Source organism: Acinetobacter sp. AG1, from assembly GCF_001005525.1.
Lineage (GTDB): Bacteria > Pseudomonadota > Gammaproteobacteria > Pseudomonadales > Moraxellaceae > Acinetobacter > Acinetobacter modestus.
Genome location: NZ_LBMZ01000113.1, coordinates 1 through 25,124, shown reverse-complemented (window position 1 = coordinate 25,124; position 25,124 = coordinate 1). Strand labels below are relative to the sequence as shown.

Annotated in this window: 21 protein-coding genes; 11 read left to right on the top strand and 10 right to left on the bottom strand. The window is 38.7% G+C overall.

Annotation, left to right across the window (positions count from 1 at the left end; genetic code table 11):
- Window positions 1-12: 12 nt before the first annotated feature.
- The 4 genes from AAV96_RS10355 to AAV96_RS10340 form a co-directional block, all read right to left on the bottom strand.
- Window positions 13-624, bottom strand: coding sequence for a hypothetical protein (locus tag AAV96_RS10355; protein ID WP_046739260.1), 612 nt, complete (start codon window positions 622-624; stop codon window positions 13-15).
- A gap of 173 nt (window positions 625-797) precedes the next feature.
- Window positions 798-1,343, bottom strand: a complete 546-nt coding sequence (locus AAV96_RS10350) for a glutathione peroxidase (protein ID WP_046739259.1) — start codon at window positions 1,341-1,343, stop codon at window positions 798-800.
- 118 nt (window positions 1,344-1,461) lie between these two features.
- Window positions 1,462-2,235: a helix-turn-helix domain-containing protein gene (locus tag AAV96_RS10345; protein WP_046739258.1), complete on the bottom strand. Its 774-nt coding sequence runs from the start codon at window positions 2,233-2,235 to the stop codon at window positions 1,462-1,464.
- A gap of 13 nt (window positions 2,236-2,248) precedes the next feature.
- Entirely contained in the window at window positions 2,249-3,469 is a 1,221-nt protein-coding gene (locus AAV96_RS10340) for an MFS transporter (protein ID WP_046739257.1), read from the bottom strand.
- A gap of 128 nt (window positions 3,470-3,597) precedes the next feature.
- On the opposite strand from AAV96_RS10340, the gene AAV96_RS10335 reads away from it, so the two are divergent.
- The gene (locus AAV96_RS10335) at window positions 3,598-4,269 is read left to right on the top strand and encodes a TetR/AcrR family transcriptional regulator (protein ID WP_046739256.1); all 672 of its coding nucleotides are present in this window, start codon (window positions 3,598-3,600) and stop codon (window positions 4,267-4,269) included.
- A 97-nt stretch (window positions 4,270-4,366) separates the two neighbouring features.
- A complete protein-coding gene (locus AAV96_RS10330; protein WP_046739255.1) occupies window positions 4,367-5,287 on the top strand; it encodes a DMT family transporter in 921 nt (306 codons plus the stop codon).
- Between the two features lie 392 nt (window positions 5,288-5,679).
- On the opposite strand, the gene AAV96_RS10325 is transcribed toward AAV96_RS10330, so the two are convergent.
- From AAV96_RS10325 to AAV96_RS10315, 3 genes are read right to left on the bottom strand one after another with little or no spacing between them, the layout of a single operon-like run.
- Window positions 5,680-6,249, bottom strand: a complete 570-nt coding sequence (locus AAV96_RS10325; protein WP_046739254.1) for a Sua5/YciO/YrdC/YwlC family protein — start codon at window positions 6,247-6,249, stop codon at window positions 5,680-5,682.
- A 33-nt stretch (window positions 6,250-6,282) separates the two neighbouring features.
- Window positions 6,283-7,413, bottom strand: a complete 1,131-nt coding sequence (gene dprA, locus AAV96_RS10320) for a DNA-processing protein DprA (protein WP_046739253.1) — start codon at window positions 7,411-7,413, stop codon at window positions 6,283-6,285.
- Between the two features lie 13 nt (window positions 7,414-7,426).
- Window positions 7,427-8,578, bottom strand: a complete 1,152-nt coding sequence (locus tag AAV96_RS10315; RefSeq protein ID WP_046739252.1) for a LysM peptidoglycan-binding domain-containing protein — start codon at window positions 8,576-8,578, stop codon at window positions 7,427-7,429.
- Between the two features lie 120 nt (window positions 8,579-8,698).
- On the opposite strand from AAV96_RS10315, the gene def reads away from it, so the two are divergent.
- From def to AAV96_RS10295, 4 genes are all read left to right on the top strand, one after another.
- Window positions 8,699-9,229 carry a peptide deformylase gene (gene def / locus AAV96_RS10310; protein WP_004665178.1) on the top strand — a complete coding sequence of 177 codons (531 nt, stop codon included), beginning with the start codon at window positions 8,699-8,701 and terminating at the stop codon, window positions 9,227-9,229.
- A 50-nt stretch (window positions 9,230-9,279) separates the two neighbouring features.
- Window positions 9,280-9,690, top strand: a complete 411-nt coding sequence (locus AAV96_RS10305) for a DUF2946 family protein (protein ID WP_005155270.1) — start codon at window positions 9,280-9,282, stop codon at window positions 9,688-9,690.
- A gap of 73 nt (window positions 9,691-9,763) precedes the next feature.
- The gene (locus AAV96_RS10300; protein ID WP_046739251.1) at window positions 9,764-11,851 is read left to right on the top strand and encodes a TonB-dependent copper receptor; all 2,088 of its coding nucleotides are present in this window, start codon (window positions 9,764-9,766) and stop codon (window positions 11,849-11,851) included.
- A 62-nt stretch (window positions 11,852-11,913) separates the two neighbouring features.
- Window positions 11,914-13,086: a hypothetical protein gene (locus AAV96_RS10295; protein ID WP_046739250.1), complete on the top strand. Its 1,173-nt coding sequence runs from the start codon at window positions 11,914-11,916 to the stop codon at window positions 13,084-13,086.
- 59 nt (window positions 13,087-13,145) lie between these two features.
- Here the strand turns inward: AAV96_RS10295 and AAV96_RS10290 are convergent, their stop codons facing one another.
- On the bottom strand, window positions 13,146-13,907 hold the full coding sequence (locus AAV96_RS10290; protein WP_004665171.1) for a hypothetical protein: 762 nt from the start codon (window positions 13,905-13,907) through the stop codon (window positions 13,146-13,148).
- Between the two features lie 313 nt (window positions 13,908-14,220).
- Entirely contained in the window at window positions 14,221-17,715 is a 3,495-nt protein-coding gene (locus AAV96_RS10285) for a PAS domain-containing hybrid sensor histidine kinase/response regulator (RefSeq protein WP_171249143.1), read from the bottom strand.
- A gap of 184 nt (window positions 17,716-17,899) precedes the next feature.
- Here AAV96_RS10285 and AAV96_RS10280 point away from each other — a divergent pair, with 184 nt between their 5' ends.
- Together AAV96_RS10280 and AAV96_RS10275 are read left to right on the top strand one after the other, a co-directional pair.
- A complete protein-coding gene (locus AAV96_RS10280) occupies window positions 17,900-18,232 on the top strand; it encodes a DUF485 domain-containing protein (RefSeq protein WP_004665168.1) in 333 nt (110 codons plus the stop codon).
- A gap of 1 nt (window position 18,233) precedes the next feature.
- Entirely contained in the window at window positions 18,234-19,949 is a 1,716-nt protein-coding gene (locus AAV96_RS10275) for a cation acetate symporter (protein WP_034602099.1), read from the top strand.
- 51 nt (window positions 19,950-20,000) lie between these two features.
- On the opposite strand, the gene AAV96_RS10270 is transcribed toward AAV96_RS10275, so the two are convergent.
- Window positions 20,001-21,209 (bottom strand): oxygenase MpaB family protein, encoded by a 1,209-nt coding sequence (locus AAV96_RS10270; protein WP_046739248.1) that lies wholly within the window; start codon window positions 21,207-21,209, stop codon window positions 20,001-20,003.
- An 85-nt stretch (window positions 21,210-21,294) separates the two neighbouring features.
- On the opposite strand from AAV96_RS10270, the gene AAV96_RS10265 reads away from it, so the two are divergent.
- The 3 genes from AAV96_RS10265 to AAV96_RS10255 all read left to right on the top strand — a co-directional run bounded on the left by AAV96_RS10265 (window position 21,295) and on the right by AAV96_RS10255 (window position 24,762).
- On the top strand, window positions 21,295-21,891 hold the full coding sequence (locus AAV96_RS10265; protein ID WP_005218820.1) for a TetR/AcrR family transcriptional regulator: 597 nt from the start codon (window positions 21,295-21,297) through the stop codon (window positions 21,889-21,891).
- A 45-nt stretch (window positions 21,892-21,936) separates the two neighbouring features.
- Window positions 21,937-22,632, top strand: coding sequence for an ion channel (locus AAV96_RS10260; protein WP_046739247.1), 696 nt, complete (start codon window positions 21,937-21,939; stop codon window positions 22,630-22,632).
- A 153-nt stretch (window positions 22,633-22,785) separates the two neighbouring features.
- Window positions 22,786-24,762 (top strand): BCCT family transporter, encoded by a 1,977-nt coding sequence (locus AAV96_RS10255; protein WP_046739246.1) that lies wholly within the window; start codon window positions 22,786-22,788, stop codon window positions 24,760-24,762.
- Window positions 24,763-25,124 lie beyond the last annotated feature (362 nt).

Below are 25,124 nucleotides of genomic sequence, written 5' to 3'. Positions count from 1 at the left end.
ACAGATTTGGGGTTAGGCCGTTGTATTGTTTGATACAGTATTGTTATTAAGTACTAGGCTAGAAATTTTTACCATATCCATTTGAATAGTATTGAATTGTTTTTCAATTTTAGCAAAGTCAATTTTACTAAGATCTGTTTGACCATGTAACAGTGGCATCGTCAATAACTGTTGATTTGCGGAAAGTAGGCTCTGACGGATTTGATTAACTTCATGACTTTTTAAATTAAGAGACAGTAAAGTATCATGCAGGCCATGCAGTTCTTGTTTTAAATCGCCCGCAGCATGTTGTAATTGACGGGTGTTTTTATCTTGAATTGCTTGCTCAAGGCTATTCTGTGATTGCTTTAATAAAGTCACATAATCATCTGTTTCGAACTGTAATTTTGCGATATCTCGAGCAATATTCAGCATATTGCCATTACTTAAATTTTCTTCTTCTGAAATTGTGGCCTTACCCATCATCTCTTTTTCTCCATCTCGCGCTGATGGTTGCTCGAATTCACTATTTTTTTCTAAATAGCTATTTTCTGGTGGAGTCTGATCGCAAGCTGTAAGTAAAAATGATGCTATCAAAAGTGTTATGGTTGAGAGAGTGGCTTTGATAGATAAATTTTCCATCATGGCAAAAAGATACTAGCTTATGAGAAGCGAGCACTATAATGATAAAAAATGAAGAAAAAAGTGATTGTTGCAATTCACCAACATTTTTGCGAGATGAAATCTATAGAAATTGGATTTAATATTTAAAATAGAAAAGAATAGATAAGCTATTCTTTTCTATAGACTTATAAAATCTATTTTGCTAATTCAGCTTCAATTGCAGTCACGATACGCTCATCATCTGCGGTAATGTCAGGTGCAAAACGCGCTACGATTTCCCCATTTTTATTGACTAAGAATTTTTCAAAATTCCAAAGTATTTCAGGTGGATTATTTGGTGTTAAGCCATAATCAACGAGGTCTTTCCACCAAGGTCCTTCACCAAGGCGTTCAGGAATTGCTTGTGTGAGTGTTTGATATAAAGGATGTTTATCTTCACCTGCAACAGAGATTTTTGCAAATAAAGGGAAGTGGACGTCATAGTTGAGTGAACAGAATTGTTCGATTTCATCATTTGTCCCTGGTTCTTGCTCTAAGAAATTATTTGCTGGGAAGCCTAAAATTTCTAAGCCCTGATCTTTTTTCGCTTGATAAAGTTTTTCTAGGCCTTCGTACTGTGGTGTTAAGCCACATTTTGAGGCTACGTTAACAATCAGTAGAACTTTACCTTGATATTGATCAAGATCAACGTCTTGACCTTTAATATCTTTAACTGGAATGTGATAAACCGACTGGCTCATGGAATACGTCCTAATTTGTTGTTGTGACAAGACTTGTTTGTTTTAACTGCTAATTTAGTAGAGTGCAATCCTCTTGATATGAATCTATACAAATTATGAGCAAAAGCACATCTTGCATTTATATCGAGGCATTTTTGAGTTGAATAGGGGTCTGTCCTGTATAGCGTTTGAAGAATTCAATAAAGCTAGAGCTATGGTGATAACCTAAAGTATATGCCAATTGTTTAATGGTCATGCCTTGACGAATTTGATTGATTGCAAAAATAATTTTGGCTCGATTGCGCCATTCTGACAGAGAGAGTTGCAATTCTTGTTGGCTCAGCCGTAACACATGGCGCTCACTGACCGTAAAGTTATACAACACTTGTTGTAGGCTAATATTGAATTGTTCAGGATCCGCAAGTTTTTCTAAGATCGGTGCTAAAACTGGGTGATTGCTTTGAGGCAAATAGTGAGAATGTGCTGGCGCTTGCTTCAATTGGTCAAATAAAACTTGCAGTAGATGCTCGAGATATTCAGGAGAAGTCTTACTCTTTTGTTGTTCTAAAATTTGAATAACCAACGCACGGAAAAAAGGTTCAATACTAAAACAACGACAAACGTCTCCTAGAAATCTTCCAAATTTGGGATGTAATCGAATGCAGATATAATGAATTTCATGTTCAACAGGGAGCGATTGATGCTCAGTGTGTGGCGGTAACCATAATCCATAGCTAGGCGGAGATAAATAATATTTGCCCTCAATATCGAACTCTAAAGTACCATTTAAACTAAAATTAAAATCACCCCAAAGAGAAGAGTGTGGACTGACAACATCATCTTTCTGATAAAGAAATTCATGTACTTCGATACCATTTAAAAAAGAGAATTTTTCAGTCTCATCATACTTCATTCGGGGTTCTCATTTAATTTTCACAAGTGACTTTAGGATTGTTCAAACCTTTTGCTAAGGTGAAAATACTGATTAATGCTAAGACAACAAAGCTGATCACACCATAAATTAAGATATTTTCATTGAAGTGATCAACTACATATCCCCCTAATAATGACCCAATAGCAATCATAACTTGGAACATGCACACAAATAGCGGCATACCTTTCTCGACAGCATTCGGTGCGTGAACAAACATCCAAATATTTGCTGAAGTTGGAAATGCGCCAAAAGCAAAGCCCCATAGTGCAGTTAATACAATCGCACCAAATTCGTGAATTGCAAAGAGGGGGAAACCAAAGAATACGATTGCGAAACAGATGCCGACAAAGGCGAGTGTGTAGCGAACATTTAAGTTACCACTGTAGCCTGCAAAAGCGTTCCCGAAAATACCTGCAATGCCATATAGCAGTAGTAATGAGCTGATGGTTGTGCCATCAAATCCGGCGATATTTTTGAAAAAAGGTGCTAGATAACTATAAGCACAAAAATGGGCAAGACCAATTAAAAGTACGATCAACATGCCACTACGTGCTTTCGGAATTCTGAGTAAAGCCGGTAGATCACGTAAATGAATGGCAGCGTCGGGAGTTAACTTTGGCAAGAAGATGATTTGTAATAACAACACAATCAAGCCAATTGCTGCAGTAATGCCAAATGCGCTACGCCAACCATAAAACTCACTGAGCCAAGTGCCGATAGGTACACCTAATACCGTTGCAAATGTTACACCTGCCATGACCACCGCCGTTGCTTTGGCAATAGGAAGTTTTGCAGGCGCAAGCTTGCCACTTAGGGCAATTGCTGTTGCCCAAAAGCCACCAATCGCAATTCCGAGCACCAAACGGCTCACTAAGAGTAGATTAAAGCTATCTGCAAATGCAGTAATCGTATTGGCAACCACCATGATTGCGGTGAGAAAGATTAAAACATAGCGTCGATCAAGTTGTTTAACAAAAATAGGCAGCAGAGGTGCAGCAAATGCGGCCATGATTCCGGGTAAAGTAATGATTAAGCCAGCCGTACCAACAGAAATATGCAAGTCAGTTGCAACACTATTGAGTACCCCCACAGGTAAGAACTCACTGGTGACGAGAGCAAATGCACCAATTGCAACAGCTAAAATGGCATACCAACTGCCTTGAGTTTCTGTTGATGTACTGGGATATATTTTGGGAGAGTTAGGGTTTTGCATAAGAAATTCCCTTTATTGTTATAAGGATAACAATAAACTTTAAATAGTATTTAGTTTTTTATAACGATCGTTATTAAATAAAATAGTTGATAAAAAACGATGCGTCAATTAATTTAATAGTGATCGTTATGAAAATATCTGCGGCATTTATGAAAAATACCCATGAGTCCATCGCCATTCCATGCGATGACAATGCAAAAAAAAAGCGTGGTCGCCCTAAATGTTTTAATGAGCAACAAGCTTTAGAAAAGGCGATGTTACTGTTTTGGGAACATGGTTATGAAGCAACTTCAATCAGTGATTTAACACATGCTTTACAACTGACCGCACCGAGTTTGTACAGTAGTTTTGGCGATAAAACGGGGCTTTTTTATCAGTGTATTGACTATTATCTGGCGCATGAGGCATGTCCGATTGAGGCAATATTTTTAGAAGCAAAAACAGCTAAAGTCGCATTTGAGCTCTTTCTTTATGAAAATGTACAGCGTTTAGCACAACCCAATAAACCAGCAGGTTGTATGTTAGTGGTTGCAACGATGAACTGTTCGGATAATGCTCAGGTGGTACAGCATAATATTCTTGAAAAAAGGTTAAAAACTAAGCAAAAAATGTTGGAACGTTTACAACAAGGTGTTGAAAATGGAGATATTAACAGAACTGCGCCACTTCAAGAAATAGCAGATTTCTATACAACGTTATTACAAGGGCTGACCATTCAAGCACGTGATGGTGCTACTGTTAAACAACTTCATAAAGTAGTAGAACATGCGATGCGTAGCTGGGAGTTGTTTGAGTTCTAATGTCCTAACCGCGATATAAATGTCTGAAATACGATATTTCAATTATTTTAGACATCTTTCAGAATATTCCTAATCCAGAAATATTGTGAGATGGCTGATGACTCAGTTAAGTAGATACCAAAAATGGGCATTTGTACTGCCATTGATAGCAGTCTTAATTTGGTCGTTAAATATTGCAGTGACTCGTTATGTTGCGGACTATATTTCACCCGTCAGTATTAGTTTTTATCGTTGGTTTGTTGCCTTTCTCATTTTGACACCATTTATGTTGCCTAAAGTATGGAAACAGCGAGCTTTGATTCGCCCATATATTCCTAAATTAGCAGTTCTTAGTGCTTTTGGAATGGTGTTATATCAAGGGCTTTCTTATACAGCAGCACATTATACCACTGCAACAAATATGGGTATTGTAAATGCCTTTGTTCCAGTTTTTACCATTTTTATTTCCTATATTATTTTAAAAGATAAGCCAAATCGATTTGCGATTTTTGGTAGTTTCTTATCATTTTTCGGCCTAGTTTATGTGATGAGCCAAGGGCATTTCTCTCGCTTATTTGACCAAGGAGGACATTGGGGAGATGCTGTCATGGTCTTGGCTGTAGGCTTTTATGCATTTTATGGCGTCTTTCTAAAAAAATGGCAAGTACAACTTCCATTGATGACCAGTCTCTATATCCAAATCGCTTTTGCGTTGCTATATCATCTTCCATTTCTACTTTGGTTGGGCTTAGATGCAATTAATGTAGATAATGCAGCAAGTGTATTGTATGCCGGCATTTTTCCATCGTTGATCGCACCTTTATTATGGATGATTGCTGTACAAACCATTGGTCCAAACCGTACTAGTATTTTTATGAATTTGATGCCTGTATTTACTGCAATTATTGCAAGTGTATGGCTATCTGAGCATTGGACGATCTACCATACCTTAGGCGGTGTGACGATTTTGGTCGGTATCATTTTAGCGCAAAAGAAAACGGCAAAAGCACCTGTAGAATTGATTGAAAGCTCCACTTAAATATGAAATGATGGTATAAAATTGTTTGAAATAGCGACAAACATATCAAAATTTTTATTTAATGAAAATTCTTTCTATATGATTTTCAAATATATTTTAGATATTTATCAAGTTTGTGATCAAAAAAAAATTCAATAAAAATAGAAATATAATTTTATTGAAATTTTAAAACTGACAAAAATGGTACGCTTTTCACATTTTTTGTTAGATAAATAATATATTTGTATAAATCAAATGATTGATCCATAATAGCTTTCAGAGTAGCTAGATTCATTTTTAACGATGAATATACTCAACCAATTTGCAGACCCTCTGGATGTGATTATACACATCCTTTTTATGCTCAGTTATCCCTATATAACTGAGCTTTTTTTTATTCACTATTTACATAATTAAGCGCGAATTACTTCACCTGTTAAAGCGTTGAGAATTCGACTAGGTTCTTGGCTAAGCCCTAAATCACCCTCTAAATAATTCAGGGATGGACCAAAATAACCTTGAGCTTGTTCTAAATTCTGTGCTGGGTTTAGTCCAGCGGGATTAGCACTGGTCGATACAATAAAGCCGTCAAAAGCATTACAGAGTTCGATGCACAAAGGATGCGTGGTTACACGTACAGCAACCAATGGATGTTGACCTTTAATCCAAATAGGAATGTGCTCATCAGCGGGGAGTAACCACGTAGTAGCTCTTTCAGTTGCTACACGATCCGTCCAACTATCAATCACTTGCTTACGTATCTTTGGAGCTAAGCTTTGTAACAAATGCTCAACTTGCCCTAAGTGACCTGCTAATAAAATGACTCCTTTTTCAATTGGGCGATGTTTTAGCTCAAGAATGTTTTGAAAAGCTTGTTGATTGAATGGATCGCAGCCTAAGCCCCAAACAGCTTCTGTTGGATAAGCAAGAACTTGTCCTTGCTTCAAAAGCTGTGCTGCTTCCGAAATTGATGAGGTAATCATGGGATTATGTTTAGCGACAAAGATAGGGTTATTTTAATGAATTGGGCGACAACGTAAATAGCGACCACCCTGTTGTATACAGAAACCGAGTAATTCTAATTCCATCAATTGAGCTGTGAGTTCTGCGATCGGAATTGGATGACGTTGAGCAAGTTCATCCAAGTCTTGTCCAACCCAGTCGAGACTTTGATAAAGAGCAATCAAATGCGTTGGTAAGCTTGGTGTGATGGTTATAGATTCTTCTGGAATTTGTTGTTGTACTTGCCATTGAGTAGGTAAGGCTAGATCTTCAATAATTTGTTCTGGATGATCAACTAAAGTTGCACCTTCACGAATTAATTGATGACAGCCTTGATGATACTCACTGTAAATATGTCCAGGAATGGCAAATACCATTTTCCCTTGATTAGCTGCTTCATTTGCTGTGATCAGTGAACCACTTTTCAGAGCGGCTTCTACAACCAAAACACCAAGACTTAAACCACTAACGATGCGATTACGACGTGGAAAATGCTGCTGTAAAGGTGGTGTAGTCGGAAGGAACTCAGTTACAAGAGCACCTGTTTGAATAATTTCTTGGGCTAGTTTGCTATTTTGCGCTGGATAAACTGTGTCTAAACCTGTTCCAGTCACCGCGATTGTCCGATGATGGGCTAAACCACCACGATGAGCCGCTTCATCAATTCCGTGGGCTAAACCGCTGCTAATATAAAAACCTTTTTCACTTAAATAATACGCAAAATCATAAGCAACTTGTCGCCCATGAGGGCTCGGTTTTCGACTTCCAACCATAGCAATCTGGGGCTGCAATAGTGCTTGTGGCTGACCTTGACCAAATAAAATAGGAGGATGATCAGAATAAGGTAAAAGTTGAGTAGGGTAGTCGATATCTTCAGGGGTTAAAATAAAATCAGTATGCTTACAAATCAATTGAACCATGTGGTCAAATTGCTTTTTACCATGTGAGGTTTGGAATTCTTCTAGACGTTTTAAATGATTTTTGTGTAAACCGAGCTGTTGCCATTCAGAAAGTCGATGTGTTTGGACGGCTTCCGTACAACTACCGAAATAGTTTTGAATTTTTTGAAAACTAGAAAGCGAGTGTTGAACCAGATACCACACCAACACAGTATGATAATGATGGGGTAGTAACTGATTCAACATTTCTAATTAGCGTTTAGTTATCAAGACGAGGCGGCTTGATATTTGAACCAATTTTAATTGGTAACTCACTCTCTAAAACATAGCCGTAGCTGATGCGATCAAAACTTTTGAAAATCATAATACTACCAACGTATTGACCTGGTAATTTTATACTTTCTTTGGTCTTTGGATCACGAACAGTTTCACCATCTTGGTACGTACTAAAAACTTGTCCGATTTCAATGCCATCTGCTGTACCACGGTCAACAGTGACTACACCATTTTTCGCAGCTGTACCTATAGACCCCATGACACGGATGACTTTACCGCCATCTTTCACCTGATTTGGTTCAGTTGGGTAGAATAAAGTAGGTAACATGGCATCTTGTTCAAGCATAATACGATCACCACGACGTACTTCACCATTATAACTATCTGTTAATTCAAAGGTTGTAATGTCATTTTCATTGGTAATCGCAACACCAGAAGCGACTTGCGTGAGCTCAACACCTAGATTTTGTTTCTTCCCTTTTTCATCAAGCACGATATATGGTTCACCTTCACGGTATACGCCATAACGTTGACCATTTTCGATACCTTGACCACGTACATAAATGCTCTGGCCTTTGCCTGCAAGTACACGATTATCCGCTGTACCCAAGACATAAGGTGTATTGCTAATCGCACTCGCTGGAAGTACAGAAGTTCGTTCTAACCATTGTTGAATATCAGCTAATGGAATAACAGGGACGCTATTGTTCAAAGCTTCAATACGAACTTTTGGACGTAAAGTAGAAGTATTGCCAGAGTAACGACGAATGATACCGTCACAACCATCACCTTCATCTTTACCAATCAGTGGTTTACCGTTCAAACTACAAAGTAGCAAGCGATCACCAGGGTAAATCCAATGTGGATTCTTGACATGTTTATTGCTTGCCCAAATTTCAGGCCAGCGCCAAGGCTTGCTTAAAAATTTGCCTGAAATATCCCAAAGCGTATCCCCTTTTTTCACCACATAGACATGTGGTGCACCCGCTTTTACGGATGGTGGGTTTGCGTTAGGGCTTGCTGCATGAGTAAGGTTTATGCTCATGCCTAATCCTGCACAAATTGCAGCAGCAATCAGTTGTTTTTTTAACCCCAAGGCATGAAATGATGGTATGCCGTTTAAAACCTTTTTCATTATCATAATTCCTAAAAATTATGTGTGTAGTTGCGTTATAATAACGACTTTACACACAATTTTTTGATCAAGCATTCCCTTCAGTTGGTTTTCTGATCAATGGCATAAATGAGGAACGGTATGGCCTTATTACCTATTTTAAGTTTTCCTGATCCCCGTCTTCGTACCATTGCTAAGCCAGTCGAAGAAGTCACTGATGATATTCGTCAGCTTGCAGCAGATATGTTTGAAACCATGTACGAGGCACCGGGTATAGGTTTAGCGGCAACTCAGGTTGATCATCATATTCAGCTTATTGTTATGGACATCTCTGAAGAGAAAAACCAACCGATGGTGTTCATTAACCCCAAAGTCACTCCACTGACCGTAGAGACACAGCCGTACGAAGAAGGCTGTCTCTCTGTGCCTCAAATATACGATAAAGTTGAGCGTCCGTCACGTGTAAAAATCGAGGCAATTAACCTTGAAGGTCAAGCATTTGAAATAGAAGCTGACGAACTTCTCGCTGTTTGTATCCAACATGAAATGGATCACTTAAATGGCAAGCTTTTTGTAGACTATTTATCGCCATTAAAACGCCAACGTGCACGTGAGAAAGTTGAAAAAGTTGTACGTCAACGCGATAAAGAAAAAGTTGCGGTTAAACGTTAACAAATGTTTTTCGGTTATTAAAAGTGCCCTTATTGTTTCGTAGTGGTTTAATGCTTGCATTCACCGCAGTCTGTTTACAGATTGCGGTGTTTTTGCAGCCACTGCTCCCGAAGCAATATCAGATTGCACCCGTCTGTGAAACGATTACCCAAGCGTTACTGTTGCCTAAATTAAAAGCTGAACAGCAGTCTGTATCGCACAATATGCATCATCATTCACATCAGCTTGAACAACATCAAAGCCTGATGTCGAAACATGACCATCACGATCCAAATCATCAGTGTCAATACTGTACGGTGTATGCCAATTTGGTATTACCACCTGAATTCGGCGTGAAAGAGGTTTTAGTCCGAATCCAAATCCGTTTAGTCGCGTATCAACAGGCATTTAAGCATGTTTATTTTGCACTGCAACGGCTATTCTTATTACCTCAAGGGCGAGCACCGCCACTCTTTGCATAAATTAAAACGTCAATTTTATTAGGGTTTTCAAAACTCTAGCCTAGTTTTACTTATGTTTTAAGAGAGACCAATCATGGCTCAAACTAAATTTTTATTACAGCCCCTCACGGTTGCGATTCTTGCTGCCTCAAATAACACATTATTATGGGCAAATATGGATGTTCAGTCCGATAAAACCCCTGTTGTATTAGCACCTATTGTCGTTACAGCGCAGCAGCCAAATGATGCAAATGGATTGATTATTCATGCTGATCCTAAGCAAGCAATTCAACCTATTCCTGCAACGGACGGTGCAGACTATTTACAAAATATTATGGGATTTAGTGCCATTAAAAATGGTGGAACAAATGGTGATGTGACGTTCCGTGGCATGTTTGGTTCACGGATTAAAATGTTGGTTGATGGTAGTGAAAATTTAGGTGCGTGCCCGAATCGTATGGATGCACCAACTTCTTATATTCAGCCAGAAAGCTTCGATAAAATTACGGTGATTAAAGGGCCGCAAACTGTTCAGTACGCAACACCTGGTTCGGCTGCAACTGTCATTTTTCAGCGTCAACCTGAAAATCTCAGCAAAGAACAGCCTTATCGTGGACAAGCCAGTGTTTTGATGGGTTCATATGGTCGTCTAGATCATAATATTGAAGCGGCAATTGGCGATGAAACCAAATATGCTCGTTTAAATGCTAATCGTTCTGTTGCAGATGATTACAAAGATGGCGACGATAATAGCATTCATTCAAATTGGGAGCGCTGGAATACTGACTTGGCATTGGGTTGGAAGCCAACAGATGATTCTTGGTTAGAATTGCGTGCAGGTAAAGGTGATGGTGAGGCTGCCTACGCTGGCCGTAGTATGGACGGTTCGCAATTTAAACGAGAAAGCCTTGGTCTACACGCTGAACAAAAAAATATTACAGAGGTGATCAAGAAAGTTGAAGCCCAAGTGGACTACAGCTATAACAATCATGTAATGGATAATTTTAGCTTACGTACGCCGCCAATGACGACCATGAATATGCACGGAATGAATATGACTGTGCCAAATAAAATGTCGATGCGGGTTGATCGTCGTACTTTAAATACCCGTTTAGCTGTAACGACAGATTGGGATAAATTTAGCGTCATTTCAGGTGTAGATACGCAGCAGAATAAGCATGGTGGTGATATGGTCATGTATGCCATGCCATCAAGGAATTCACCTTATGCTGAAGATTTGAAATTTCAATCTTATGGTGTATTTAGTGAATGGACTTACGCCTTTAACCCAGATCAGAAATTAGTTGCGGGCGCACGCATCGATCAAATAAAGATTAATAATCTTGAAGATGGCAAGAATCGTAAAGATACTTTACCAAGTGGTTTTATACGTCTAGAGAAAAATCTACCTGAGCATGGATTAAAAGCTTATGCAGGTATAGGTTATGTAGAACGAACTCCTGATTTTTGGGAGTTGTATAGTACGTCGACAGATCGAGGCATCAGTTCAACAACCAATGGTGTAACGACCTATCGTATGCTTGATAATTTAGATAATCTCAAAACTGAGCGTACGGCACAACTTGACCTTGGCTTCCAAGCTGAACATGGTGCTTGGAGTGCGTGGGCATCAGCTTATGCAGGTTTAATCAAAGATTTTATTTTGTTGGAATACAATACGCCAACCATGAGACAGCCATTGGCACGTAATGTTGATGCCACGATTGCGGGTGCTGAAGCAGGTTTAGGTTATCAATTCACTGATCATTTCCAAGCTGATCTTTCAACTATGTACGCTTGGGGAGAAAATACTTCGGATCATCGCGCATTACCACAAATTGCACCTTTAGAGGGTCGATTAAATTTACGCTATGTTGATGAAAAATATAGCTTAGGTCTATTGTGGCGTGCTGTTGCAAAACAAAATCGTATCAGTTTGAATGAGGGTAGTGTGGTTGGTTATGACATGAATGAAAGTAAAGCATTTGATACCCTAGCTGTAAATGGAACTTATAAGCTAACTGAAGCAGTCGATGTTTCAGTTGGGATTGATAACGTTTTAGATAAGGCTTATACAGAGCATTTAAATAAAGCAGGTGCGTCTATGTTTGGTTATGCTGCAAGTGAGCAGTTTAATAATATTGGACGTAATTATTGGATGCGGATGAACATGAAGTTTTAACTAGAAAGTAATAAAGGGGTTAATTATAATCCCTTTATTATCTTGATAATTATAGTATTAAAATGTCAGAAATAGATCAGAAAAAAATATTAGATGAACTGGAACAACAAGGATATACACGTTTTATTGTTGAAAAATGGGATGAGGAAACTCGAACAAATTTGGTCAATTTATTAAACCATGCGGGTTTTGCACAATATGAGTTTAATAAAATTGAAGATGAAGAATATGGTTATGCCATAGTACTTAAAAATATAAAAAATACTCCTCCTTATCCGTTGGAAAAAATCTATACGGGACGAAGTTTTGCTTTTACACTCTTTCCTCTAATTGCGCTTATTTTTATCGCTTTAACAAGTATTTGGGGGCAATACAACCATAAACTTATTATGAGCTCTATGGTTATTGGAATGCCTTTAATATTAGGTGCATTAATAGAATATTTTTCGATTGTAAAAAAACCTAAAGACAAACTTTATAAAGCTTTTGGTATTCAAGTTGCTACGCTTGTACTTATTCTTATGTTCGCAATGATTGTGTTAGGTGAGGGTATTATTTGTCTCATAATGATTAGTCCATTTATATTGGGGTGTTTATTTGTGGGTGCAATCATAATGCGAACATTCTGTTATTATTTGTGGAAACCTAGTTCTAAAATATATTCGATTGCAATATTACCTTTATTATTTTCATTTTTATTACCAGATATGGGGCAGACCCAATATGGGAAAACACAACGCTCAGTCGTGATTCATGCACCTGCCGAGCAAGTTTTTTATGCTATCCAAAATATAGGAAAAATCCAGCCTAAAGAAGTTAAGTCAAGTCCAATATTTTGGATGGGGTTTCCAAAACCTGTATTTGGTATGACTGAGCAGCGGAAAGATGAGACTATTCGTACTATTCAATGGGAACGTGGGGTTAAATTTGAAGAGGTTGTACAAGCTAATTACGTTCCTTACTTTTTAAGTTGGACATATAAGTTTGATCAACATTCATTTCCAAAAGGATCTGTAGATGATCATATTGAAATGGGTGGAAAGTATTTTGATCTACTTAAAACGGATTATCAATTAGAAAGAATAGATGAGAAAACCACAAAACTAATTCTCACGATAGATTATCGTTTGTCTACAGAATACAACTGGTATAGTCGACTTTGGGCAAATTATATTTTAGGCGAGTTTAGTGATGTTGTGATGAATATTCATAAACAACGGTTAGAAAAAAATTGATAACTTTAAAAGCTCGAAGAAAATTAAAGCCACAATCATAATATTGTGGCTTTAAAAATTTAAGCTAAACAATCTTGTTTTGGCATTAAGCTATCGCAGTACAATGGATTTAATGCACACTGCAAATCATCAATTTGTTCTTGAGTTACATAGTTTTTTGCGATGAGATATTCGGCGACGCGATCATCACGTAAACTTAAAAATGCAGCATCATAAACACCTAAATCTACAAATAAAGCTGCTGTTTCAAGGCTATTAAAATGATCAAGAAAAACATCATTTTCGTGCATCAAAAAGATATGGGTTAGATCAGCAGTTGAATCTATATTTAATCGTTGAGCTAATTGTTCTGGGCGAGTTTTGATAAATAATAAATCTGATAGTTCATCGAATTGACTTTTATCCAGTTGATTTTCACCATCTTTGACATGACCTAACCATGCTTTAAAGACCAACACGGCACCACCACGTAGTAGCATACTCCACATTTGATGACGTGTTTCATGATCCAAATGAGCAGATTCTGTTTCTAATACATCCAAGAATTTTTGTTCTTGTAACGCTAGCTTTTCAAATAATCCTAGACCTTGTGGCTGATAAGCTGCTGGTGCAAATACATCAAAATTCAGCTCATGGAATACATTGAGGGCAAGGGGAACGGCTGCTTGATAAAGTGTATTCAATGCTTTTAGATGAGTATCATCTAAGTTGCTCTGTACAAAAATATTCTGCCAGTTGAGCTCTGGTAATAATGCATTTGCACTGTATTGGCGGTAAAACTGTAACTCGTTATGCTCTGAAGTGGCTTGATTGCTATTCATGATCATGTCCTTTATGGCGATTGTGTTAGAAACCTAAAACAGCAAAGACATAGGTTCCTATCATTTTGATCAATTTATGCGTTATTCAGAAAACAACTAGAATACGACTAAAGTTGTATATGTGGTTTTTATGGTAATATTTATTAATAAAAACAATATTTTAACTAATTGTAAGTAAGTGTACAAACGTTCACTAGTGTAAGTGAACGTTTTTGCCATAGCCAATAAATTTTTGAGCATTTTGGTCAATTTATTGTCATTTTAATGCGCTTTTTTTGATGGTTTTTGCCTATGTTTCAAAATATTTTGCCATTTAGCTCATTGGCATAATTTTTAAACCAGAAAGCCAAGCACGTAATCCCGCAGGTTTGAGCGGTTTTTTCAATAGAACAATATTTTGCTGTTTCAAATATTGAGGCAACTCAGGATCAGAATCTGCTGTAATTAATGCGACTGGAATATGTGCAGGGCGATATTGTTCAATAAAATCTAATCCTCGTTGATCATGATTTAAATGCTGATCGATTAACCACACTTGAATATCTTCTTGTTCAATTAGTTTTAGTGCTTCCGATGGCTCAGTTGCTGTAAAAATTTGATAGCCCCATTTGCTTAATAAAGTCCGCATACCTTGTAAAATGGTTTCATCATTGTCTAAACAAAGCACTTTATATGCTGTATGTTGCAGTGCGGTCACATGCGGTGTAGTCGCTTGAATTTTTGGTGCTTCGGCGAGCGGTACTTCGATCATAAAGCAAGAACCTTTACCTAATTCTGAATAGACATGCACTGGGAAATCGAGCAGGCTCGTCATACGTTGAACAATCGCGAGACCAAGTCCAAGTCCTTGTTCACCCCAAGGGGAGGTATGCCCGCAACGCTCAAATTCTTGGAATAATTTCACCCGTTGTTGTTCATTGATGCCAGGTCCTGTATCCCAAACACCGATTCGAATATGGTTTGGTCTTTGTGCAGAACGTAATACACCAACAACAACACGACCTTGAGCTGTATAACGCAATGCATTACTAACGAAATTCTGAATAATTCGTCGCATCCATTGTGGATCGCTATCAACCCAGAATTGGGTATCGTGTACAGACAATTGAATATTACGTTGCGCTGCAATTGATTTGAATTGAAGTTCAAGATCACTCAATAAGTCATGTAATGAATACGCTTGGCGTTTTGGTTGGATGGTTCCACCTTCTAAACGAGCAATATCGAGTAGGGCAGAGAGCATGCTTTCAGCGCCATATAGTGCGCGATCAAGTTGTTGTAAGGTTTGTTGATCTTCAGCTGAGCTGACACTCTGTTCCAATGCCGTACTGAACAAACGTGCTGCATGCATCGGTTGCAGTAAATCGTGACTGGCCGCCGCCAAAAATCGACTTTTAGATTGATTGGCTTTATCGGCTTGTTCACGGGCAAGTTGCTGTTCAGTTAGTGCATTTGCAAGCTGTTGGGTTCGATCACTCACTCTTTCTTCAAGAATCGCTTCATTCTCGCGGAACGCAGTAATATCGGCGAAGGTCGTGACGAATCCTCCACCCTCAATAGGATTACCGCGCATTTGAATGACCAAGCCATCTTTACGAATACGTTCAAATTCATGGGCGCTACCGACTTTCATCCAGTGAATTCGTTTACGGACATGTTCTTCAACTGAACCGGGTCCACATTCTCCACGTTCTGCGTTATATCGAATTAAATCTGCAATTGGACAACCGACATAAACGAGGTCTTTAGGATAATCAAATAAGGTAAGATATTGATTGTTCCATGCAACCAAGCACATATTTTTATCAACAACACTTACCCCTTGAGTCATGTGGTCGATCATGGTCATCAAAAGATTTTGGTTAAAGCGTTGCCATTGTGAAGCTTGATCGAGAATATTCGCGACTTGCCCCAGTGCTAATCCATTATTGATCATGGCGGTAGTGAGCAAAGTACGTGCTGATGCAGCACCAATAATGCCTGCTAAGTATTGTTCAGTGAAGCGCCACCACATGCCATTTGCAACATGATTTTCATTGAGTACGACATGATTTTGTTCACAAAATTGCTGAAATGCTTGTGTCGTAGGGCGATCACCTGTAATACGTTTAGCCAGAGCCAATAAATCGCCAACTTTGAGCCGCGCTGCATTTTGCGGTAAATCGGTTAAATCAAGGTTTGTCTGGGTAGAGGGTAAAGGTTTACTTTCATAGTAGAAAAAGCTTTCAGCCTGAATCTGTTCCGCAACACTTGGGCGATACAAACGAGAACCCCAAATATAGCAAATAATATTTAGCCCCAAAGACCACATGACACCATGGGTCAATGGTGCAAAAGATTCAAAACCAAGTAAAGCTTCTGGACGTAAGCTGTTAATATCGAAAGGTCCAAACAATAATAAATGTTGTGCGAACGCTTGATATTGTTCTGGGAGACTGCGTAACAAAGTAGGAAAGAGCAGTGTGTAGCTCCACATTATGAAGCCTACGATCAGACCGACGTAGACACCTTGACGGCTTGCACCACGCCAATATAAACCCCCGATGAGGGCTGGCGAAAATTGCGCAACTGCGCTAAAAGCCAATAGGCCAAATACTGATAATTGATTAATGTCATTAAAAAAGTGGAAGAATAAAAAACCCAGCAACATCACACTGATAATACTAATTCTTCGAGTCAGTTTGAGTACTTTTGGTAATTGTTGATCGTGTCGAGAGATAATCTTAAAGTGCCATAAAGCAGGCATAATTAAATCATTACTGAGCATGATAGAAAGTGCAACTGAGGCAACCAGTAACATACCTGTTGAAGCAGAGAAACCACCTAAAAAAGCGAGTAATGCCAACCAATCTTGCTGATAACTTAGAGGGAGAGCCAATACCGCAATATCAGGTGTACCTAATGTATCAGGAAGGGAGTGTAAGGCCCAACTGGCGATAGGAATAATCGCCATAATTGTTAAAATTAAATAAGCTGCAAACCAGCGTCTGGCCCCACGAATATGTTTTTCATCACGTAATTCGACTACGGCAACATGAAACTGTCGTGGTAAACAAATCATAGCTAGCGCAGCGAGTAAGGTTTGTACCCAGAAGGTTTCAGGAACCCCTAATTGTTGCAAATCTTGAAAATGTTGAGTGACATCATTGCTGACTTGTTTGATATTTTCGGGGGATTGGAATAAGAAAAAAACTGCAACGCTAAGTAATGCAAACAGTTTTACAAAAGACTCAAAAGCGACTGCAAGCATTAAGCCGCCGTGCTGTTCGGTATGTGCAATATGCCGCGTGCCAAAAATCATAGCCAAAATCGCAAGTACCGCTGTAAGTAATAACACACTATTTGTGGTGGTATGAACATGTGCATTCTGTTCGAGTACAACGGAGGCACTCAATGCAATCGCTCTTAATTGCAAAGCGAGATAAGGAATAATTGCAATAACTGCAAGAATAGTGACTAAGGCTGCGAGACTACCGCTTTTGCCATATCGGGCAGCAACGAAATCGGCAATTGAAGAAATGGCATGATGCTGACGAATCCGTCCTAACCGTTTCCAAATGTCATAACCAAACCAAATAAAAAGTAATGGTCCTAAATAAATTGGTAAGAAAATAATACCTTCACGGACAGCTGCACCTGTTGCGCCGTAGAATGTCCAAGATGAGCAATATACGCCTAAAGTTAAGCTGAACATCAGCATACGGCCACGTGTGCTTAAGCGACTGGCATGTTTTTCTCCAAAAAAAGCACAGCCGAATAACAGCGCGATATATAGGGCAAGTACCCCAATAATAAGCCAATTGTTCATATTGCTCACGTGATCAAACTCCATTTTCTATCATACCCGAAGCATCAAAAGGGTTATGAGCAGAGATTTGTATTTAGAGACCAAAGTCTAAGTTACGAGTCAAGCATAATCTTGTTAATTTAAATAATGAAAAATCCCTAGTAAAAAGGGGTCCACGGTTGGACACAAAAATAAGGAGTTAATTATGGATGACTCACAGGTAGAACGCATTCTACACAATCCAAAGTTTCAAGAAATGGTCAGCAAAAAACGTACATTAAGTTGGACATTAACAGCAATCATGTTGTTTATCTATGTCGGATTTATGCTTTTAGTTGGCTATAACAAAGAGTTCCTAGCAAGTTCTTTTAGTGGTGGTGTAACAACATGGGGCATGCCCCTCGGTTTAGGCATTATCGTACTGTCATTTGTATTGTGTGGTGTCTATTCATACATCGCCAATAATACACTTGATCAGTTGAATGAAGAGGCTCTCAAGGAAGTTGAGGCAATCACACATGAAAAAGGGATGCACTGAGATGAAAGGGACGTCATTCAAAGCGAAACTGTTCGCGCTTGCAAGCCTATGTTGTTCTCACGTTGCATTTGCTAGCCCTGATTTAGGTGCAGCAGAGCAACAGGCAACAAACTGGCATGCAATCATCATGTTCACCATTTTTGTTGGTTTCACTTTGTTTATTACTAAGTGGGCAGCAAAACAAACCACGAATACAGCTGATTTCTATACCGCAGGTGGTGGAATTAGTGGCTTCCAAAATGGTTTAGCGATTGCAGGTGACTATATGTCAGCCGCATCGTTCCTCGGTATTTCGGCACTTGTGTTCAGTTCAGGCTTTGATGGTTTGCTCTATTCACTTGGTTTCATGGTCGGTTGGCCAATCGTACTTTTCCTTGTTGCTGAACGTTTACGTAACTTAGGTAAATATAATCTTTCTGATGTAGTTTCTTTCCGTTTGGAAGAAAAACCTGTTCGTACCTTAGCTGCATTAAGTTCTTTAGTTGTAGTTGCATTTTATCTGATTGCTCAAATGGTAGGAGCAGGTCAGTTAATCAAATTACTTTTTGGTTTGAACTATAATATTGCGGTTGTAATCGTCGGTTTGTTGATGATGGCATACGTAATTTTTGGTGGTATGTTAGCAACCACTTGGGTACAAATCATTAAAGCCGTAATGTTACTCAGTGGCGCAACATTCATGGCATTCATGGTGATGAAAGCTGTTGGCTTTAGTTTCTCAAACATGTTCAATCAAGCGATTGGTGTGTATAGCCAATCTCACAGCATTAGCTGGGATGAAGCTGCAAAAATCATGGGGCCTGGTAAATTGGCTGCAAACCCGATTGATGCGTTATCACTTGGTCTTGCATTAATGTTTGGTACAGCAGGCTTACCACATATCTTAATGCGTTTCTTCACTGTTAAAGATGCTAAAGAAGCTCGTAAATCAGTTGTAGTTGCAACAGGTTTCATTGGTTACTTCTATCTATTAACTTTCATCATTGGTTTCGGTGCGATCTTATTCGTTTCAAACAACCCTCAGTTCCTTGATGTCGCGAAAGCAGCGGTAACAGGTAAATTAGAGTTGGTTGGTGGTAACAACATGGCTGCAGTTCACTTAAGTGATGCAGTTGGTGGCGACTTGTTCATGGGCTTCATTTCAGCAGTTGCATTTGCAACAATTCTTGCTGTAGTGGCTGGCTTAACACTTTCAGGTGCTTCTGCGATTTCACATGACTTATATGCAAACGTATTCAAAAAAGGTCAAACTACGCCTCAATCTGAATTACGTATGTCAAAAATTGCGACTTTAGGTTTAGCAATCTTTGCCATGATTCTAGGGATTTTGTTTGAAAAACAAAACGTTGCGTTCATGGTTGGTTTGGCATTCTCAGTTGCATGTTGTGCAAACTTCCCAGTACTCGTATTGTCTATGTTCTGGAAAGGTTTAACGACTCGTGGTGCAGTAATTGGCGGTATTGTTGGTCTAGTGACTGCTGTAACCCTGATCATTCTTTCTAAAGCAGTTTGGGTTGACACGTTGAAAATTTCAGACACCGCAGTGAATCCATTCAATGGTCCTGCAATTTTCGCGATGCCACTATCTTTCCTTTGCTGTTGGTTCTTCTCAGTAACTGATAAAACTGCGCGTGCAGAGAAAGAGCGTAAAGCGTTCGATGCTCAGTTTGTTCGTTCACAAACAGGTATTGGTATCTCTGGTGCATCTGATCACTAAGTAGATCGAATCCTAAAAATTAAAGCCCTCAAAATTTGAGGGCTTTTTCTATTATTGATGCATACTGGCCAGTTGTTGCGCTTGATTACGATAGAGTGACAAACCGATTCGTTGCAAATGCCGCCCTTTTTCTTCAAGCATTTGATTTAATTTGGGGATATGTTTGGCACCTGTATAGAGCGCTAGATTGCGACCAATTAAATAATAAGCAAACCATGAGGCTGGTTGTGGTGCTAAGCCCAATTTCTGCATTTTCTTGCGGCCAATAAAGAATTGGGTAATTTCGAGATGTTGCTTATAGGCGAGTTTTTGCTGAAAGGAGCGTAGGTAACGATATTTCCGTTCAAAGGGTTCTTTGGAAAGACTAGATCCCAGAGAAATACTGCTCTCATCAGATTGAGGATGTGCAAACTGCATCCAGTACATGAGTTTCCAGCCATCAGCTTCATTATCCACTAACCATTTTTCTTCAACGCCCATCAACCAGCCTGCATATTTCCAAAAATGCAAAAAACTATCAACTTCTTGTGTGCTAGGGAAAATTCCCAATGCCCTGATACCAATCAATACCACGCCACTAAAGGCAATATTGGTCATTGCTTGATCATATTGGTTAATAGGTAGCCCCCAAGTCTCGGCATCCCATTTCTCAGATTTTTGTAATTGATAGCGTACCAGTGAATGAATGAAGCGCACAAAAATAGTAGAGGTGAAGCCTTTGCTAAAACGTTCAAAACCATCTTGCTCAGTGATATCGACCCACCATTTAGTTGTTTCAGCTAAGCGTGTTCCCGCCTGTTTTTTTAGTGCACCTGTCAGGACTAGGGGTTGATTAAAACCAGGGTACAAATAACCTGTCATTAGCGATAGATCTCGTAGGATCAGTCCGTTATTGATGCCTAGGCGATAGGTAAATTTAAGTGCTTCATCGACTTTGGCTTGCTCATACCAATCAGGTTTTTGTTCCACTAACTGGAAGAAGGTAGTCAGTTCAGTAATCTCATGTGGTAATTTCTCAAGGCCTTCATAGAGTGCGATTTCAAAGTATTTACGATGCTGTTTTGGATTTTGAAGTATCCAAAGCAGTAGTTGGTCCATGGGCGCATCACCACTTTGCAAGGCTGTGTTCAAGGAGAGATATTCTTGATAATTCGGTTGAATTTGTTGATGCGTCATATAACCAAGAATTTTGGTTTTGATATTTGATTGAATCATGTCTTCAAACGCTGCTAAGCGTTTAGGTTTAATGATGCTTTGCATTGTAGAAAGCCTTTGATTGTTATTTAATCAAAGCTTAATATGAATAAATATTCGTATTCAATTCGCGTTTTAATAAAGGCTGAACATGAGAAAAAGACCCCAGCAGCAACGTGCAAAAATGATCGTCGAAAATATTCTGGAGGGAACGCAAAAATGTATCTCTGAATATGGTGTATTACAATTAACAACACCTAAAATTTCTGAAAAATCAGGGGTAAGTGTCGGATCAATTTATCAATATTTTGAAAATAAAGAACAGATTGTTGCTGAACTATTGTTACGTAAAAGCGAAAATTTAGGGCAAGCACTAAAGCAATTAGTGATGCTCCAACAACAAACAGCTATTCAAGACATCATCACATTAAGTATCGCTTTTGGTTTTGAATCATTGAAATCGGATCATGGTTTCTTTATCGAAATCTTAAAAAATTGGCATGCCTATAGTGATTCAGAAGCGGCACAAGTATTAGAGCAGCATTTCTTAGAAGTGGGTATGTACTTATTTGGACGTTACTACCCCCATTGGGATTTTGAGACTTTAAAACATAAGTCTTTTGTGATTATTAACAGTACCTTATTTACCATGATGCGTTATGCCAGTAAAAATACCTTTTTAATTGAAGAACAACGTTTGCAACAAGAACTCTCTAAAATGATTGTTGCCTTTTTAGATACGGTGTGATGCCATTAACTTAATGAAAATCATAACAATCACATGGAAAACAACATGCAAAGCTTAAAACAATTTTGGGGCAGTTTTCGTTTATTACCTTCTGCGTGGTTGTTGTTGGTGCAATTGGCATTATTAGTTATGGCGATGTTGACTTATGGAGATAGTGAATATCGCGCCTTAACTTGGTCACTAGGTGTTTTAGCTCTCTTAATTATTGCCAAGGTCATTCGCCAAACACCAGTATTCACATTTTGGGGCTTAATCTTTGTCAGTGGCGCTTTTCTGTTTTCAATTTTAATTTTTATTGGCTATGACAATTCGACAATCCAAATCATCGCTTATAGTTTTGAAGCATTAGCGTATTTTTATGCGGCTTATGGGTTATTACGTTATATGTTTGCAGATCGTTATCTCACCAAAGATGAATTATTTGCTGCAGGTGCAGTTTTTACTCTCATCGCTTGGGCATTCGCCTTTTTATATAGTATTTGCCAGTTGCTTTTACCCAATAGTTTTCAAAACCCAAATCAGCCACAAGATTTACAAGTTTGGCTCGATTTATTATTTCTGAGTTTTAGTCTGCAATCAGCAACGGGTTTATCTGATCTGATGCCAATTAGCCCAGCCGCTAGAGTCTTAACCATGCTACAAATGTTTGGTGGAGTGATGTATCTCGCTGTAGTGGTTTCTCGATTAATTGCATTGCAATATATTGCCCATTTACCTAAGCAATCGAGCGATAAAGAATAAATACAGTTACAGCATTACAACTGCTTTATTTTTCACATTTTTTATAATTTATATCGAGTTTTTGCAAAATTTAAACTTACTTTTGTTCACATTGTGAATGTCTTGTTTGACCCTTAGGGTCTGTCATTATCATTAAAAAAATATGGGGGAATTATGCCTTCCAAGCCGTCTTCACAATTTGCGAATGTGAATCCAAACGTGTTTTTAAGCACGGTGATTATCATTGCAATTTTTATCGCAATCGTTGTAATCGCACCCAGTTCATTTGAATTTCTCACCCAACAGTTAAAGCAATGGATTACAGATTCCTTTAGCTGGTTTTATGTTTTATCTGTCGCCATTTTTCTTATTTTACTCATTTATATTGCCTGTTCTGCTAGTGGGAAAATCAAGTTAGGACCCGATCATAGCCAACCTGAATATAGCAATGGTTCGTGGTTTGCTATGCTGTTTACCGCAGGTATGGGCATCGGTTTGATGTTCTTCGGTGTTGCAGAACCTGTGATGCACTATGTCAGCCCACCGAGTGGTGATCCTGAAAGTATCGCATCTGCACAACAAGCCTTAAGGATTACCTTTTTCCACTGGGGTTTACATGCATGGGCAATTTACGCCGTGGTCGGATTGGCTTTGGCCTATTTTGCTTATCGTCATAATCTGCCGTTAAAAACCCGTTCAGCCTTATACCCCATTATTGGTAAGAAGATTTATGGTCCTTGGGGCGATAGTATTGATACCTTTGCCACCATTGGTACGGTTTTCGGGGTGGCGACCTCTTTAGGTTTTGGTGTGACGCAAATCAATTCAGGTTTGCATTATCTCTTTGGGATTGAACAAAGCAGCAATGTTCAGGTGATCCTGATTATTTTTGTCAGTGCTTTGGCATCCATGTCGGTATTTTTAGGTCTGGATAAAGGGGTCAAGCGCCTTTCCGAACTCAATCTAATTTTGGCTTTAGTGTTGTTGGCCTTTATCTTTATTGCGGGTCCAAGTATTTATTTGCTGCAAACCACCATTCAAAACATGGGTTCGTATATGTCGAACCTATTTGGTATGACTTTTAATCTCTATGCCTACCAACCGAATGGCTGGATTGGCGGCTGGACCATTATGTACTGGGCATGGTGGATTTCATGGTCGCCATTTGTAGGTATGTTTATTGCCCGTGTATCGCGCGGCCGAACCATCCGTGAGTTTATTGTCGGTGTGTTACTAATCCCGACAGGTTTTACCATCATCTGGATGGGGTTCTTGGGTAATGCCGCGCTGTTTAACATTATGCAAGAACATAATGTCAGTCTCATTCACGCCGTACAAAGTGATTCATCAGTTGCGTTATTTGAGTTTTTGAATCATTTGCCATTTTCAGGGATGATGAGTTTACTGGCGACGGTATTGGTGATGCTCTTTTTCGTCACCTCTGCTGATTCGGGTGCTTTGGTTACCGATTATCTCACCGCTAAAACCGAAAACTCTCCAACATGGCAAAGATTATTTTGGACCGTGTTGATGGCCGCATTGGCCATTATTCTATTGTTGGTCGGTGGTCTGTCTGCATTGCAATCCTCTATTATTATGAGTGCATTGCCTTTTACTTTTATTATGTTGCTGATGAGTTGGGGTTTACTCAAAGCCTTGAAGTTGGATGTCACCAAAATGAATGCCATTCAAGAGGCTCGAATTACCCCGCGTGCCATTAATAATCCACGGAGTTGGCAGCAGCGTTTAGGTTTGATCATGCATTATCCGCATACTGAAACTGAAGTTCAGCATTATATCGACACACAAGTTCGTAAGGCTTTTGAGAGTATTCAGCGCGAATTCAAACGCCGTCACTTGGATGTGGAGATTCGTGAAATCGAAAATGGTTTGCAACTGCATGTTGATCATCATCATGAAATTAACTTCACTTATAAAGTGATCTCACATGCTACTGTTCCTCCAAGCTTCATGTTGGGACGAGCAGATGAAGATGAGGCCAATTACTTTCAGGCAGAAGTGTTCTTGCGTGAGGGAGGGCAAAACTATGATGTGATGGATTGGACGCAAGAAGATTTAATCCAAGACATTATTGATCAATATGAACGTCATCTATACTTCTTGAATATTGTGAGAGGCAGTACTTCTTAAGAGAAAGTGCTTATTGCAATACTGAAAACAACGGTTTTGAGCGATCAAAGCCGTTGTTTTTATTTTGGGTGATGGAATTTTGAACACCAATCAAATACGAGACAGATTTTTGCATGGAGTGAAGTGGCTAAAATAAAAGCTAAATATAAAAATAAAGCTGCTTTATTGCTGATAATAAAAACAGAATTTCAATAAACTATTTAAATTTCAAATATTTAATTTGTTTAAATTCACTTTTAAGATAATTAATAAATTTTAAATTATATAAATCAGTGGATTAGATGCGTTAAAGTTTAAAAATAAAACAACCGAATAATTTAATTTTTGAAAGTGCTTGCAACGGGTCTGGAATGCTGTAGAAT

Coding starts and splice junctions, on each gene's coding strand:
- AAV96_RS10355 (WP_046739260.1), bottom strand. CDS start 624: ATGATGGAAAATTTATCTATCAAAGCCACTCTCTCAACCATAACACTT.
- AAV96_RS10350 (WP_046739259.1), bottom strand. CDS start 1,343: ATGAGCCAGTCGGTTTATCACATTCCAGTTAAAGATATTAAAGGTCAA.
- AAV96_RS10345 (WP_046739258.1), bottom strand. CDS start 2,235: ATGAAGTATGATGAGACTGAAAAATTCTCTTTTTTAAATGGTATCGAA.
- AAV96_RS10340 (WP_046739257.1), bottom strand. CDS start 3,469: ATGCAAAACCCTAACTCTCCCAAAATATATCCCAGTACATCAACAGAA.
- AAV96_RS10335 (WP_046739256.1), top strand. CDS start 3,598: ATGAAAATATCTGCGGCATTTATGAAAAATACCCATGAGTCCATCGCC.
- AAV96_RS10330 (WP_046739255.1), top strand. CDS start 4,367: ATGACTCAGTTAAGTAGATACCAAAAATGGGCATTTGTACTGCCATTG.
- AAV96_RS10325 (WP_046739254.1), bottom strand. CDS start 6,249: ATGATTACCTCATCAATTTCGGAAGCAGCACAGCTTTTGAAGCAAGGA.
- dprA (WP_046739253.1), bottom strand. CDS start 7,413: ATGTTGAATCAGTTACTACCCCATCATTATCATACTGTGTTGGTGTGG.
- AAV96_RS10315 (WP_046739252.1), bottom strand. CDS start 8,578: ATGAAAAAGGTTTTAAACGGCATACCATCATTTCATGCCTTGGGGTTA.
- def (WP_004665178.1), top strand. CDS start 8,699: ATGGCCTTATTACCTATTTTAAGTTTTCCTGATCCCCGTCTTCGTACC.
- AAV96_RS10305 (WP_005155270.1), top strand. CDS start 9,280: ATGCTTGCATTCACCGCAGTCTGTTTACAGATTGCGGTGTTTTTGCAG.
- AAV96_RS10300 (WP_046739251.1), top strand. CDS start 9,764: ATGGCTCAAACTAAATTTTTATTACAGCCCCTCACGGTTGCGATTCTT.
- AAV96_RS10295 (WP_046739250.1), top strand. CDS start 11,914: ATGTCAGAAATAGATCAGAAAAAAATATTAGATGAACTGGAACAACAA.
- AAV96_RS10290 (WP_004665171.1), bottom strand. CDS start 13,907: ATGAATAGCAATCAAGCCACTTCAGAGCATAACGAGTTACAGTTTTAC.
- AAV96_RS10285 (WP_171249143.1), bottom strand. CDS start 17,715: ATGAACAATTGGCTTATTATTGGGGTACTTGCCCTATATATCGCGCTG.
- AAV96_RS10280 (WP_004665168.1), top strand. CDS start 17,900: ATGGATGACTCACAGGTAGAACGCATTCTACACAATCCAAAGTTTCAA.
- AAV96_RS10275 (WP_034602099.1), top strand. CDS start 18,234: ATGAAAGGGACGTCATTCAAAGCGAAACTGTTCGCGCTTGCAAGCCTA.
- AAV96_RS10270 (WP_046739248.1), bottom strand. CDS start 21,209: ATGCAAAGCATCATTAAACCTAAACGCTTAGCAGCGTTTGAAGACATG.
- AAV96_RS10265 (WP_005218820.1), top strand. CDS start 21,295: ATGAGAAAAAGACCCCAGCAGCAACGTGCAAAAATGATCGTCGAAAAT.
- AAV96_RS10260 (WP_046739247.1), top strand. CDS start 21,937: ATGCAAAGCTTAAAACAATTTTGGGGCAGTTTTCGTTTATTACCTTCT.
- AAV96_RS10255 (WP_046739246.1), top strand. CDS start 22,786: ATGCCTTCCAAGCCGTCTTCACAATTTGCGAATGTGAATCCAAACGTG.